13 protein-coding genes are annotated in these 12,632 nt (G+C 67.8%); 5 read left to right on the top strand and 8 right to left on the bottom strand.

Annotated features, from left to right (window positions below; all coding sequences use genetic code 11):
• Window positions 1–24: 24 nt before the first annotated feature.
• Window positions 25–1,074, bottom strand: coding sequence for a helix-turn-helix domain-containing protein (locus tag ACO073_RS08485; RefSeq protein ID WP_421996747.1), 1,050 nt, complete (start codon window positions 1,072–1,074; stop codon window positions 25–27).
• A gap of 252 nt (window positions 1,075–1,326) precedes the next feature.
• On the opposite strand from ACO073_RS08485, the gene ACO073_RS08480 reads away from it, so the two are divergent.
• Window positions 1,327–3,363, top strand: coding sequence for a M10 family metallopeptidase C-terminal domain-containing protein (locus ACO073_RS08480; protein ID WP_421996746.1), 2,037 nt, complete (start codon window positions 1,327–1,329; stop codon window positions 3,361–3,363).
• A gap of 34 nt (window positions 3,364–3,397) precedes the next feature.
• Here ACO073_RS08480 and cyoD read toward each other — a convergent pair whose 3' ends face one another.
• The 5 genes from cyoD to ACO073_RS08455 form a co-directional block, all read right to left on the bottom strand.
• Window positions 3,398–3,697, bottom strand: coding sequence for a cytochrome o ubiquinol oxidase subunit IV (gene cyoD / locus ACO073_RS08475; protein WP_421996745.1), 300 nt, complete (start codon window positions 3,695–3,697; stop codon window positions 3,398–3,400).
• Window positions 3,697–4,308, bottom strand: a complete 612-nt coding sequence (cyoC, locus tag ACO073_RS08470; RefSeq protein ID WP_421997414.1) for a cytochrome o ubiquinol oxidase subunit III — start codon at window positions 4,306–4,308, stop codon at window positions 3,697–3,699. The genes cyoD and cyoC overlap by 1 nt, the downstream gene beginning before the upstream one ends.
• An 11-nt stretch (window positions 4,309–4,319) precedes the next feature.
• A complete protein-coding gene (gene cyoB / locus ACO073_RS08465) occupies window positions 4,320–6,308 on the bottom strand; it encodes a cytochrome o ubiquinol oxidase subunit I (protein ID WP_421996744.1) in 1,989 nt (662 codons plus the stop codon).
• 5 nt (window positions 6,309–6,313) lie between these two features.
• Entirely contained in the window at window positions 6,314–7,234 is a 921-nt protein-coding gene (gene cyoA, locus ACO073_RS08460; RefSeq protein WP_421996743.1) for a ubiquinol oxidase subunit II, read from the bottom strand.
• 100 nt (window positions 7,235–7,334) lie between these two features.
• Complete coding sequence (locus tag ACO073_RS08455; RefSeq protein WP_421996742.1) at window positions 7,335–7,712, bottom strand: hypothetical protein; 378 nt, start codon at window positions 7,710–7,712, stop codon at window positions 7,335–7,337.
• A gap of 195 nt (window positions 7,713–7,907) precedes the next feature.
• Here ACO073_RS08455 and ACO073_RS08450 point away from each other — a divergent pair, with 195 nt between their 5' ends.
• A complete protein-coding gene (locus ACO073_RS08450; RefSeq protein ID WP_421996741.1) occupies window positions 7,908–9,077 on the top strand; it encodes an acetyl-CoA acetyltransferase in 1,170 nt (389 codons plus the stop codon).
• 16 nt (window positions 9,078–9,093) lie between these two features.
• Here ACO073_RS08450 and ACO073_RS08445 read toward each other — a convergent pair whose 3' ends face one another.
• Window positions 9,094–10,125: a hypothetical protein gene (locus ACO073_RS08445; protein WP_421996739.1), complete on the bottom strand. Its 1,032-nt coding sequence runs from the start codon at window positions 10,123–10,125 to the stop codon at window positions 9,094–9,096.
• 36 nt (window positions 10,126–10,161) lie between these two features.
• Between ACO073_RS08445 and ACO073_RS08440 the strand changes: the two genes are divergently transcribed.
• The 3 genes from ACO073_RS08440 (at window position 10,162) to ACO073_RS08430 (ending at window position 11,791) form a co-directional block, all read left to right on the top strand.
• A complete protein-coding gene (locus ACO073_RS08440) occupies window positions 10,162–11,067 on the top strand; it encodes a hypothetical protein (RefSeq protein WP_421996738.1) in 906 nt (301 codons plus the stop codon).
• A 96-nt stretch (window positions 11,068–11,163) separates the two neighbouring features.
• On the top strand, window positions 11,164–11,454 hold the full coding sequence (locus tag ACO073_RS08435) for a nucleotidyltransferase family protein (protein ID WP_421996737.1): 291 nt from the start codon (window positions 11,164–11,166) through the stop codon (window positions 11,452–11,454).
• Complete coding sequence (locus ACO073_RS08430; protein ID WP_421996735.1) at window positions 11,444–11,791, top strand: DUF86 domain-containing protein; 348 nt, start codon at window positions 11,444–11,446, stop codon at window positions 11,789–11,791. The genes ACO073_RS08435 and ACO073_RS08430 overlap by 11 nt, the downstream gene beginning before the upstream one ends.
• A 51-nt stretch (window positions 11,792–11,842) precedes the next feature.
• Here ACO073_RS08430 and ACO073_RS08425 read toward each other — a convergent pair whose 3' ends face one another.
• Window positions 11,843–12,628: an SDR family oxidoreductase gene (locus ACO073_RS08425; protein WP_421996734.1), complete on the bottom strand. Its 786-nt coding sequence runs from the start codon at window positions 12,626–12,628 to the stop codon at window positions 11,843–11,845.
• Window positions 12,629–12,632: the final 4 nt, after the last annotated feature.

The raw sequence follows: 12,632 nt of genomic DNA, 5'->3' as shown, positions 1-12,632 counted from the left end.
ATCCCACGCACGGATGGCCTGTCTCTACCGAAGCCGGCGGACCCAGTCCTCGTAGTCGCGGCTGGCGGCCACCAGGTTCGCCGGCTGGCGCATGTCCCCGCGTCCGGCCCGGGCGGCGGCGCGCGTGTCGCTGGGGCTCATCCCGAAGGCCTGCCGGAACAGCCGGCTGAAATGGGCCTCGCTGGTGAAGCCCAGCGCGAAGGCGATGTCGTAGATGCGTCGGTGGTCGTTCGCCGGGCTGGCGAGCTCGGCGCCGGCCCGCACCAGCCGCTGTTGCTGGATGTAGCGCGCCACCCCGCCCAGGGGCTCGAACATCCGGTAGAGCTGGCTGCGCGAGACGTGGAACGAGCGGCAGAGCGATTCGGCATCGAGGGACGGCGAGCGCAGATGGAGCGCGACATGGCGCTGGATGCGCCGCAGCAAGGTCTCGTCGAGGGAAGCCCGCGCGCGGTCGACGGTCGACGCGGTCGTGCGGAAGCAGGCGGCGATCATGTCGGTCGTGGCCTGCGCGACATGCGGCGCATCGGGCAGCGTGATGTCGTCGGCGCGCGCCAGCAGCGAGCGCATGTAGTCTCCCAGCAGGCCGCCCATGCCGCTGTCGCCGCGCAGGATCAGGCCGTGAAGGTCGGTCGGCGACGGCAAGGCGCGATCGAGCGTCTCGCGCGGGACGACGATCGCCACGGTGCCCGACGCCGCGGCCTGGGTGACGTTCGACTGGGTGAGGTCGAGGATCTGCACGTCGCCGCCGCCCAGCACGCGGCCGCGGTCCCCGGCCTCGCCGACCAGGCCGCCGCTGGCATAGAGCTGCACCAGATAGTGGTCGAGCCCGTCCGCGACGGCCTTGTTGCGGTCGCGCACGAAGTGTTGGCCGTCGAACCCGACCTCGGAGATCAGCAGACCGCCCAGATGGTAGCCGCGGACCGTCGCCGCGAATCCCTGTTCCGCGCGATAGCCCGGAGGCGGCGCCACATCGAACAGGACGGAGATGCTTTCCTGCCAGGCCGCGAACTGGTCGCGCGCTTCCAGTTCACGGGTCGTGAACAGGCTGAAGGGGATCTTGCCGGTCTCGCTCATGCCTGTCGGTGACGCTTCGCGACGCTCGTCGGTTCCCGCGGAGGCGGCAGTCAACCGTGCGTGCCCCGGCAAGGCGAGGGAAAAGGTGCCGGAACCCCGGGTGCCCGCAGCGGCGATGCAGGGTTTCACCTGCACGATACCTGCGGGACGCCTGATCAAGACATCCGGGACGGACAGTCAAAGCCGGCGCCGACGGCCCTGCTAGAGTGAGAGTCGAGCGTTTCGCAGTCCAGCCCTCCCGAGGTTCGAGTCATGGCGGCCCCCTACGAGTCCGAGGTCACGTTCCTGTCGGGCGTTGCCGCCGACGGTACGGTCGCACCCATCGCCTTCCAGACCTGGAACTACGCGATTCCCGCCGGCTATGCGGACGTGTCCGGCGCCGTGAAATGGGGCGCCCCCACCCCGGGCTCGGGCGCCTCCATCAGCTACTTCTTCACCGTGGCCTCCAACTGGACAGACCAGGAGCAGTCGGCCTGGGAAGGCGGCTTCGCCGTCTGGTCGGCGATCGCCAACGTGACCTTCGTCGAAGCCGCCGATGCCGCCACGGCCAACTTCGTGATCACCCGCGGATCCGATGGCGGCGCCTATCAGAGATATTCGGGACAGACGGATGCCGAGATCGGCGCCTCCGAGGTCGGTACGCCCAACGCCACCGGCTCGCTGATCTCGATCGATACCAATGGCCGCGGATTCGGACCGATCAACGAGGATCTCGCGACAGAGGGCGGCTACCCCTTCTCGACGGTCGTGCACGAGATCGGCCACATGCTCGGCCTCGGCCATGGCGGCCCCTACAACTCCACCGTCAACAACATGACGCAGCAGTTCGGCCCGTACGACACGACGTTGTGGACGCTGATGTCCTACATCCCGCCGGATGCCCGGCCGACCGGCTTCTTCGACGAGTATCCTGTCACCGGCACGGCCTGGGGCACCGACCAGGACGGCAACGACATCCAGCCGCTCACGCCGATGATGCTCGACATCCTGGCGATCCAGCGACTCTACGGCGCGGCGACCAGCGGTCCGCTCGCCTCGGGCGGCCAGGTCTTCGGCTTCAACAGCAACATCGGCGGCTTCCTCGGCCTGATCTACGACTTCTCGCGCAACGCGTTCCCCGTGCTCACCCTGTGGGACGGCGGCACGAACAACACGCTCGACCTCTCCGGCTACAGCCAGGACGCGGTGATCAGCCTGATCCCCGGCACCTTCTCCAGTGCCGGCGGCAGGGTGAACAACATCGGGATCGCCCACGACACAGTGATCGAGACGGCCAGAGGCGGCAGCGGCAACGACACGATCTACGCCTCCGACGTCGCCTCGACCCTGATCGGCGGCCTCGGCAGCGACCAGATCTTCGGCGGCGCCGGCGACGACATCCTCACCGGGGGGGCCGATCCGGACACGATCGACCCGGGTGGCGGCCTGAACACGCTGCGCGACACGCTGGCCAACATGGACGGCGACACGGTCCTTCATTTCGGCCGCAGCACCACGATCGACATCGAAGGTTCGCTGATCGGCCGCTCGCACCTCCAGGTGCAGCATGCCTTCGGCGACACGACGCTGGTCCTGGGAGAGACGGAGATCGCCCTGGAAGGTGCGTTCACCGGCGGCGACTTCATGGCGGTCGCGCGCGGCAGCGGCGAGAGCAGCCACACCTACGTGACCTTCGAGACCTACATGCCGACCCTCTACGAAGGCGTGCGCGTCGCATCGTCGATGATCAACGGGGTGGCCAACCAGCCCTTCCTGACCGGCGACGGCTCTGTCGGCTTCAGCCTCAAGATGGACGCCGCGGTCTCGGTCTTCAACGACTCGCTGGGCACCTACAAGGTCCGGGCGGACGGGACGGTCTACGGCGTCGCGATGCTGTTCAGCGACAGCCACACGGCAGCCGGCATCGGCCTGACGACCAGCCTCGGCTCGCCGGCCGACGGCGACCGCATCGGCTTCTTCCTGGTGCAGAACGGATTCGGCCAGTTCGGCAACATGCCCAACGACCTCTCCTTCGTGACGGCCGGCGGCGCGACCGCGGCCAACCTGAACGGCGGCCAGCCGGTGTTCCTGCAGAGCGCATCGCTCGGCCTGCTGAACGACGCGACCGTCTTCCATTCCTTCGCGGCCTTCAATCCGGGGCAAGCCGAGCAGGTCCTGTCCGGCGTCGTGCCGGGCGGTACGGCGATGACCTTCGGCTTCGAGGACCTCGCGAGCGCCACGGGCGACAACGACTTCCAGGACCTCGTCTTCACCATCCGCGGCAACCACGACGGGCTCTTCGTCGTCTGAGGTCGCCCCTGCCGAGCCTGTGGGCCGGCCGGTCCTACAGCGCCATGCGGCTGTGCAGGTCGATCATGATCCAGAAGCTGCCGCCCACCATCAGGAAGATCAGGACGGCGGTGAAGCCGAGCGCCAGCAGATTCTCGCGCGGAGTCGTGGTGAAGTTGACGTGCAGGAAGAAATGCAGGTGCACCAGGATCTGCAGCACCGCCGCGGCGGCGATCACCAGCATCAGCCGCGGCGGCGGCAGGGCGTGGGTGTAGACCAGCCAGAACGGGATGGCCGTGAGCACGACGGCGAGCACGAAGCCCACGAGGTAGGAGCCGAGACCGTGGCGTTCCATCACATGAGCCCCGGGAGATAGACGATCGAGAAGATGCCGACCCAGGCGATGTCGAGGAAGTGCCAGAACAGGCCGAGCCGGAAGAGGCGCGAGGTCACCGGCAGGCTTAGCCCCTTGGTCGCGACCTGGGCCGACAGGATCAGGATCCAGATCAGGCCGACGCTGACATGGGTGCCGTGCGTGCCGACCAGGGTGAAGAAGGCCGACAGGAAGCCCGACCGGTCGGGGCCGGCGCCGGCGGCGATCATGCCGATGAATTCCCGGACCTCGAGGAAGACGAAGCCGGCGCCCAGGACGAAGGTGACCGCGAGCCAGGCCAGCACCGCCCCGCTGCTGCCCCGCCGCGAGGCCAGCGAGGCGAAGCCGAAGGTCATGCTCGACACCAGCAGCAGCGCCGTCTCCAGCGCGGCATTGTTCAGGTCGAACAGCGTCTTGCCGCTCGGCCCGCCGGCCGTGTTCCCGACCATGATGCCGTAGGTCATGAACAGCAGGGCGAAGATCACGGCGTCGCCCATCAGGTAGAGCCAGAAGCCCAGCGCCCGCTGCTCGTGGATCGCGGCCTGCTCCCCGTGGGGCTGCCCCGGGGACTGGCCGTGGGGTTGGGCGTGCATGCTCGCGACGCTCATGTCCGGCCGGCCATCCGGGCCGTCTCCACCGCCCGGTAGCGCAGGGTCTCCATGCGCTCGACCTCCTTGGCCGTGAGCACGAACTCGGTGTCGTCGTCGGAGGAGCGCCAGATCATGGTGGCCCACATCGCGAGGCCGCAGGCGATGGCCAGCCACCAGATGTGCCAGACCATGGCGAAGCCCAGCACGAAGGCGAGCCCGCCCATCATGACGCCGACCGGCGAGTTCTTCGGGATCTCGATGTCCTGGTAGACGGCCGGCCGCTTCCAGGCGACGCCGCGCTCCTTCATCTCCATCAGCGGCTCGCGGTCACGCACCTCGGGCAGGACGGCGAAATTGTAGGGCGGCGGCGGCGAGGCGATCGCCCATTCGAGCGTGCGCCCGTCATAGGGGTCGCCGGTCAGGTCGACCGTCTTGTTGCGGTCGCGGAAGCTCGCGATGAGCTGCATCGCCAGGCAGCCGATGCCGATCAGGATCAGCACCGCGCCCATCGAGGCGGCGATCAGCCAGGGCTGCCAGCTCGGGTCGTTGTACTGCTCCATGCGGCGCGGCATGCCCATCAGGCCGAGCACGTAGAGCGGCATGAAGGCGAGATAGAAGCCGACGATCCAGAACCAGAAGGCGGCCTTGCCCCACGGCTCGTTGATGCGGAAGCCGAACGCCTTGGGGAACCAGTACATGTAGCCGGCGAGGTAGCCGAACAGCACGCCCGGGATGATCATGTTGTGGAAGTGCGCGACCAGGAAGGTCGTGTTGTGCATCAGGAAGTCGGCGGGCGGCATCGCCAGCAGCACGCCGGTCATGCCGCCGATCACGAAGGTGACGATGAAGCCGACCGTCCACAGCATCGACGGATGGAAGGTGATGCGGCCGCGATACATGGTCAGCAGCCAGTTGAACACCTTAACGCCGGTCGGCACGGCGATGATCATGGTGGTCACGCCGAAGAAGGCGTTCACGTTGGCCGACGAGCCCATGGTGAAGAAATGGTGCAGCCAGACGGCGAACGACAGGATGCCGATGGCCATCGTGGCGTAGACCAGCGAATCGTAGCCGAACAGCCGCTTCCGGCAGAAGGTCGCCACGACCTCGGAGAACACGCCGAACGCCGGCAGGATCAGGATGTAGACCTCCGGATGGCCCCAGATCCAGAACAGGTTGACGTAGTTCATCATGTTGCCGCCGGCTTCGTTCGTGAAGAAGTGCATGCCGAGCAGGCGGTCGAGGGCGAGCAGGCCGCAGGCGACGGTCAGCGCCGGGAAGGCGAAGGCCATCAGCAGCGAGGCGCAGAAGGCGGTCCAGGTGAAGGGCGGCATGCGCATCAGCGTCATGCCGGGCGCCCGCCGCTTCAGGATGGTCACGAGGAAGTTGATGCCCGACAGGGTCGAGCCGACGCCGCTGATCAGCAGCGCCCAGATCCAGTAGTCGACGCCGACGCCGGGGCTGTACTGGATGCCCGAATAGGGCGGGTAGCCCGTCCAGCCGGCGGTCGAGAACTTGCCGATCACCAGCGACACCATCACCAGGCCGGCGCCCGAGGCGCTCAGCCACAGGCTGAGCGAGTTCAGGAAGGGGAAGGCGACGTCGCGCGTGCCGATCTGCAGCGGCACGGCGATGTTCACCAGCCCGGTCATGAACGGCATGGCCATGAAGAAGATCATGATCGTGCCGTGGGAACTGAAGATCTGGTCGAAATGCTCGGGCGGCAGGTAGCCGCCATTGTCGAAGGCCAGCGCCTGCTGGGCGCGCATCATGATGGCGTCGACGAAGCCGCGCAGCAGCATGATCAGCGCCAGCACGATGTACATGACGCCGATGCGCTTGTGGTCGACGCTGGTCAGCCACTCGGTCCACAGGTACTTCCAGGCGCCAAGCCAGGTGATGACCGCCATCACGATCAGCGCACCGCCCACCGTCACGGCAGCGCCGCCGGCGGCGATCGGGCTGTAGAGAGGCAGGGCCTCGATCGTCAGCTTGCCGAACATGCGTCCTATCTCCGGGCCGGCGGGTTGGTGCCCTGGCCGCCGGGGCTGCCATGGCCGCCGTGGGCGCCATGGGCGCCGTGGCCGTAGGGTCCCGCGAACTTCTCGATGATCGTATCGAACAGGCGCGGCTCGACCGCCGAGTAGTAGGTCACCGGATTGAGGCGGCTCTTCTCGGCGAGCTTGGCGTAGGTCGGCGGGTCGAGCCTGGCCGGCGCCTGCCGGGCTTTGGCGACCCAGGCGTCGAACTCGGCCGGGCTGGTGGCGACGACCTCGAAGAACTGGTCGGAGAAGCCGCCGCCGCTGTACTGCGTGTTGCGGCCGACGAACTTGCCCGGCTGGTCGGCCAGGAGCTGCAACCGGGTCTGCATGCCGGCCATGGCGTAGATCTGGCCGGCGAGCGCCGGAACGTAGAAGGAGTTCATCACCGTGTCCGAGGTGATGCGCAGGCTGATCGGCCGGCCGGCCGGGATCGCCATCTGGTTGACCGACGCCACCCCTTCCTTGGGGTAGATGAACAGCCACTTCCAGTCCTGGGCCACGACCTCGATGTCGAGCGGCGGCACGTCGGAGGCAAGCGGCCTGTAAGGATCGAGCCGGTGGGTGCTGCGCCAGACGAGCACGGCGACCGCGACCACGATCAGGGCGGGGATCGCCCAGACCACGGCGTCGATCTTGGGCGAATAGTCCCACTTGGGCTCGTAGCGGGCATTGCGCGAGGCGCTGTAGCGCCAGGCGAACAGGAATCCCATGACGATGACCGGAACGATCACGACCAGCATCACGGCGAAGGCATCGAACAGCAGGCCGCGCTCAGCGTCGGCGATCGGTCCCTTGGGATTGAGGACGACGGCCTTGTCGCAGCCGGCGGTCAGGAGACCGAGACCCACGATCGCCGCGTACCGAAACCTGTCGAATGTCTGCGTCACGCCCCCGCTCGCCCCGTTCATTGAGCAGCGGGTTTAGATTGAAGCTACATCTTGTGAGGGGCAAATGATTCTTTTGCCACCGGCAGGACGCTCGCCGCGTTCAGGTCTTCTTCTCCGTCGCCCCGCTCGCCGGAGTCTTGGCCGGCTGATCCTTGCCCAAAGGATCCTTGATCGTGCAGACATCGGCCTTGAGCCGCTCCTTGAGGAGCGCGATCTGCTCCTCGATCTGCTTGTTGGCGGCCTTCTGCTTGTCGATCTGGTCCTCGAGCGCCTTCACCTGCGCCTGGTCGGGGCCCGCCGGCGCGGGCGGCGGCGGCGGCGCGGGCAACTGCACCGCGACATTCACGATCGGGCGATAGAACAGGTACCAGCCCAGCGCGAGGCCGGCGGCGAGCAGGAAGAAGCCTCCGACCAGGCCGCCCAGAATGAGCGGCCAGCGGGATGTCGGACGGTCGGACGATGGGACGTTCTCGGCCATGGCGATGCAGTTGGGCTCCGGGACAACGCAGCAGTCAATACCGTCGACGCGGCGGAATTGGGGCGGCTGCGGGCCGCAACCGCGGCGGCCCTTGCCAAGCGCCCGATCCTATATAAGTGTATATGCACTTTCTCGGCCTCGACCTGCCCGCGTTCGGCTTCTAAGGTCGGCCGCCCGTTGCGAAGGAGAGTTGCCATGACGGCCTGCATCGTCGGTTGGTCCCACAGCAAGTTCGGCAAGCTGGACGGCGAGACCAGCGAATCGCTGATCGTGAAGGCGGCCAGCGAGGCCATGGCCCATGCCGGGATCGAGCCCCGCGACGTCGACGTGATCTATGTCGGCAACATGAACGGCGGCTTCGTGCGCCAGGAGTTCCACTCCTCGCTGGCGCTGCAGGCCCATCCCGACCTGCGCTTCAAGCCCAGCACGCGGGTCGAGAACGCCTGCGCCACCGGCTCGGCGGCGATCCACATGGGGCTGAACAGCCTGGCCGCCGGCAAGGCCCGCTTCGTCCTGGTGGTCGGCGTCGAGAAGATGACCGAGCTCAACAGCGCCCAGGCCGGCGAGGTGCTGATCAAGGCGTCCTACGTCGCCGAGGAAGCCAACATCGAGGCCGGCTTCGCCGGCATCTTCGGCAAGATCACCTCGGCCTACTTCCAGCGCTACGGCGACAAGTCGGACGCGCTCGCCCGCATCGCGGTCAAGGCGCACCGCAACGGCGCCAAGAACCCCTATGCCCACTTCCAGAAGGAGTTCGCCTACGACTTCTGCCGCACGCCGTCGGACAAGAACCCGTTCGTCGCCGGGCCGCTGAAGCGTACCGACTGCTCGCCGGTGACCGATGGCGCCGCCGCGGTGGTGCTGGCCGACGTCTCGACGGCGCTCGGCATGAAGCAGGCGATCGCCTTCCGCGCCGCCGAGCAGGTCAACGACTTCCTGCCGATGAGCCGCCGCGACATCATCAAGTTCGAAGGCCCGCAAGCGGCGTGGAAGAAGGCCCTGGCCGCTGCCCGCCTCGACCTGCTCGACCTGTCCTTCGTCGAGAGCCACGACTGCTTCACCTCGGCCGAGTTGATCGAATACGAGGCGATGGGCCTCACCGCGCCCGGCGAGGGCGAACGGGCGATCAACGAAGGCTGGGTCGAGCGAGACGGAAAGCTGCCGGTCAACGTCTCGGGCGGACTCAAGGCCAAGGGCCATCCGGTCGGCGCCACCGGCGTCAGCATGCACGTGATGTCGGCCATGCAGCTCTCGGGCACCGCGCCGGAGGGCCTGCAGCTTCCCAAGGCGACGCTCGGCGGCGTCTTCAACATGGGCGGCGCCGCCGTCGCCAACTACGTCAGCATCCTCGAGCCGCTGCGCTGATCGTTCGAGATCGCCGCTAAAGACCCAGCACCTCGATCTCGCCCTCGACCAGGCGGTTGAGGGCCGCGACGCGGTCAGCCGGCAGATCGTGGCGGGCCGCCTGCGGATCGTCCGCGACGGCTGTCAGGAAACGGTGCGCGGGCACGCTGAACCGTACCAGCGCTGCCGTATCCAGCCCGGCCGTCAGCCAGCGCCTGTCGTCGCCGTCCAGCTCGTTCGATGAAGAGCCCAGGAGTCGCAGCGCCCTCTGGCCCGCCGGCAGCGCGCGCCGGCCGGCCGTCTCGATGGCGGCGAGCTCTTCCGCCGTCACGGCGAGATGGAGGCGCAGCTTGCCGAATTGCTCACCCCGGCGGCGCCGGTCGTCGGCCCACCAGTCGTTCTGCCAGTCCTCGTAGCCCAGCAGCATGCCTTCGAGACGTTCGAGAGTGTCGTTCCAGCCGGTCTTCGCCGCCGCCCGGGACACCAGTTTCCAGGCGGGAATGCGCCACTCCTCGCCCTTGCGCGCGTAATAGACGGTTCTGAGGCCTTCGGCCGTCCGGCCATCCGCCCGGCGGGTCGGCTCGGCAAACGGCTCCAGCTCCTCTTCCTTGTGCAGGAGCCCTTCGGCGACGAAACGGTCGAACTGTTCCTCGCCCTCGAAGCGAAGAGGCGGGTAGACGTCCTCCTGCATCCGCGCGAACGGCTTTCGGCCGTCGATCATCAGGACGAGCTCGTAGCCGGTATGCGCGAGGTAGGGCATCGCCTCGCGGGGCATCCACTTGAAGAGCGCCGTCTGGCGGCCGCCTGGATCGAAACCGAGCGCGAAATGACGGGTCAGCGCCGATACTTCCCGCGGCTCGAGCCGGTACCGGCTCGTCAGGTCCGGATCGAGCCCGGCCTCGAGGCCGAGGATCGCGCGCAATTCGTCCGGCCGTTCGACCATGAACATGCATTCGAAGGCGGGATGCCCGAATTCCGGGTCGATCGCTTGCAGAACGAAGCGCAGAGGCTGCATGCTTGACCAACAAGCATCATTCTTCATCACAGGGAAGCGACCGGTGCGGGCCATCGATCGGACAGAGAGCGACGCCATCCTGAGCGCCAGGTGGCGCTGGCCGGCGGCGCGGCGCTCTCCTACGCCGACACGGTGAGCATCCTGGCCGCCGGCCGCTACCTGCTGCGCCGCCGCGACCTCGCCGACATCGGCGCGCTGCCGCCGGCCGAGCCCGCCGACCTGGTCGCGATCCTGCGCGGCCGGCCCGAGCTGGCCGGCGAGGCCGTGAAGTACCTCGCCATCATGGCACTGGTCGACGGCGCGCTCGATCACCAGAAGCTCGCGCGCGTGCTCGACTATTCACGCGCCCTCGACGTCGAGGCGGACTACCTCACCGACCTGGTCGAGGCGGCGTCGGGCCATCTCGCCTGGGCGACCGCCGACATGGGGCGCAAGAACTTCGACAGCGTGCTCAGCCGCTCCTCGGCCGGCCTCGACCCCGACCGGTGGATCCGGCCCTATGCCGGAGACCAGGCCGATCCGGCGCTGGTGGCGCGCTACGAGGCGCTGGGCGGGCTGCCGCCCTCGACGTTCGGCAAGGCGCTGTGGGACTTCGACAAGAGGAACGGCTATCCCTTCCCCGGCGACCCGCAGGCGCTCAACGCCGGCTTCGGCACGCCGCACGATTCCACCCACGTGATCTCGGGCTACGACACCAGCGCGCGCGGCGAGCTGCTGGTCTCGACCTTCACCGCCGGCATGCATCCGATCAACCCGATGAGCGGCCACATCCTGCCGGTGATCTTCTTCTTCCATTTCGGCGAGCCGCTGAACGATGTCGGCCATGCCGGCACGGGCGGCCTCGACCCCGACGAGTTCTGGCACGCCTGGGCGCGGGGCGCCGATATGACGGTCGACCTCTTCGATCCCGGATGGAGCGTCTGGGACTGGGTCGAGCACGACCTCGAGGACCTGCGCCGCCGCTGGAACGTCACGCCGGCGGGGCGGCCTTCTTGACGATACCTCATCCCACTCCGACGTTCGGAGCCGGGCTGCCGGAACACCGGCGGTGTGCCTGTCTCGGCCGTCGCAGACGCGGTATGATGCCCTGCCATGACATCCGAGGAGTTCTTCCGTCTTATCGACCTCCACCGCTCCGAACTCGCGAGCGTGGGCGTGCGGCGACTGGGCGTTTACGGCTCGGTTGCGCGTGATGAGGCGCGCGAAGACAGCGACATCGACATTCTGGTCGAGTTCGAGGAGACGCCCGACCTCTTCCAGATGGCGGCACTCCGGGACCGGCTCTGCGAGATTCTCGGACGGCCCGTGGACCTTGCCACACCGCGAGGCCTGAAGCCGAGACTGCGCGACCGCGTCCTCAACGAAGTGCGCTATGCCGCGTGATCGTTCGGCGGACCTTCTGAACGACATTCTGGGCTTCATCGATCGCATCGAACGCTGGACGCCGGCCAATCCGACGGGCGCCGCCAACGCCGACGAAAGGACGCTCTACGCCGTCCTTCATGCCCTCCAATACATCGGCGAGGCGGTCTCACGCCTGCCGCCCGCCGTCATCGAACTGGCCCCTCAGATTCCATGGGCGCGAATACGCGCCATGCGGAACCTGATTGCGCACGACTATGCGGGAATCGAGCCGGCGATCGTCTGGCAAACCGTCGCGCATCGCCTGCCCGAACTCCGCGGCGCCGTCGAAGATATCCTGAAACGTCTGCCCCGATAGAACCAGCCGCCAACAAGCCGGCGGACCCTCGGGCGACAACGCCTGTGGCGGTCAGACCACCGGGCTCGCGCCGCCGTCGACGTTGATCGCGACGCCGGTGATGAACGAGCCCGCGTCGGAGCACAGGAAGCAGGCCATGCGGGCGAATTCCTCGGCCTTGCCCATGCGGCCGAGCGGGATGCGGCCCTTGGCCATACCGGCCAGGAACTCCTCGTAGGTCTTGCCCTCGCCCGCCGCCGTCTTGTGGCGACGCTGCCACTGGTCGCTCTCGATCAGGCCGACCAGCATGGCGTTCACCAGCACGCCGTGCGGCGCGTTCTCGTGGCTGAGCGCCTTGGTCAGCGCCATGCCGGCGGCGCGGCTGACGCTGGTCGGCGCGGAGTTGGCGTTGGGCGCCTTGGCGCCGATGTTCAGCACGTTGACGATGCGGCCCCACTTGCGCTCCCGCATGCCGGGCAGCACCGCGCGGATGGTGCGGATGGCGCCGAACAGCTTCAGGTCGAGGTCGCCCTGCCAGTCCTCGTCGGTCACCGTCTCGAACGGCTTGGCATGGCTGATGCCGGCATTGTTGACCAGGATGTCGACCTTGCCGAACTCGGCCTCGATCTTCTTGAACGTGTCGGAGATCGGCTGCGCCTTCGACACGTCGCAGGAATAGGCCTCGATCTTGGCGTTGGTCTTGCCCGCCGCCTTGGCGACCTCGGCCTTGGCCGAGGCCAGCACGTCGGCCTTGCGCGCCAGCAGCGCCACCGAGGCGCCCGAGGCCGCGAACTCCTTGGCCATGGCCAGGCCGAGCCCGGTGCTCGCGCCCGTGATCGCCGCGACGCGGCCATCCATGCGT

Source organism: Reyranella sp., from assembly GCF_965229815.1.
In the GTDB taxonomy this organism is placed as follows: domain Bacteria; phylum Pseudomonadota; class Alphaproteobacteria; order Reyranellales; family Reyranellaceae; genus Reyranella.
The sequence above is the reverse complement of the archived record's forward strand: the minus strand, read 5'-3'. Positions and strand labels throughout refer to the sequence as shown.

What these genes read in the sequence shown, in the direction of transcription:
- cyoB (WP_421996744.1), bottom strand. Translation starts at nt 6,308, where the DNA reads ATGTTCGGCAAGCTGACGATCGAGGCCCTGCCTCTCTACAGCCCGATC.
- ACO073_RS08425 (WP_421996734.1), bottom strand. Translation starts at nt 12,628, where the DNA reads ATGGATGGCCGCGTCGCGGCGATCACGGGCGCGAGCACCGGGCTCGGC.
- cyoC (WP_421997414.1), bottom strand. Translation starts at nt 4,308, where the DNA reads ATGCACGCCCAACCCCACGGCCAGTCCCCGGGGCAGCCCCACGGGGAG.
- ACO073_RS08450 (WP_421996741.1), top strand. Translation starts at nt 7,908, where the DNA reads ATGACGGCCTGCATCGTCGGTTGGTCCCACAGCAAGTTCGGCAAGCTG.
- ACO073_RS08485 (WP_421996747.1), bottom strand. Translation starts at nt 1,074, where the DNA reads ATGAGCGAGACCGGCAAGATCCCCTTCAGCCTGTTCACGACCCGTGAA.
- cyoD (WP_421996745.1), bottom strand. Translation starts at nt 3,697, where the DNA reads ATGGAACGCCACGGTCTCGGCTCCTACCTCGTGGGCTTCGTGCTCGCC.
- ACO073_RS08445 (WP_421996739.1), bottom strand. Translation starts at nt 10,125, where the DNA reads ATGGCCCGCACCGGTCGCTTCCCTGTGATGAAGAATGATGCTTGTTGG.
- ACO073_RS08455 (WP_421996742.1), bottom strand. Translation starts at nt 7,712, where the DNA reads ATGGCCGAGAACGTCCCATCGTCCGACCGTCCGACATCCCGCTGGCCG.
- ACO073_RS08480 (WP_421996746.1), top strand. Translation starts at nt 1,327, where the DNA reads ATGGCGGCCCCCTACGAGTCCGAGGTCACGTTCCTGTCGGGCGTTGCC.
- ACO073_RS08430 (WP_421996735.1), top strand. Translation starts at nt 11,444, where the DNA reads ATGCCGCGTGATCGTTCGGCGGACCTTCTGAACGACATTCTGGGCTTC.
- ACO073_RS08435 (WP_421996737.1), top strand. Translation starts at nt 11,164, where the DNA reads ATGACATCCGAGGAGTTCTTCCGTCTTATCGACCTCCACCGCTCCGAA.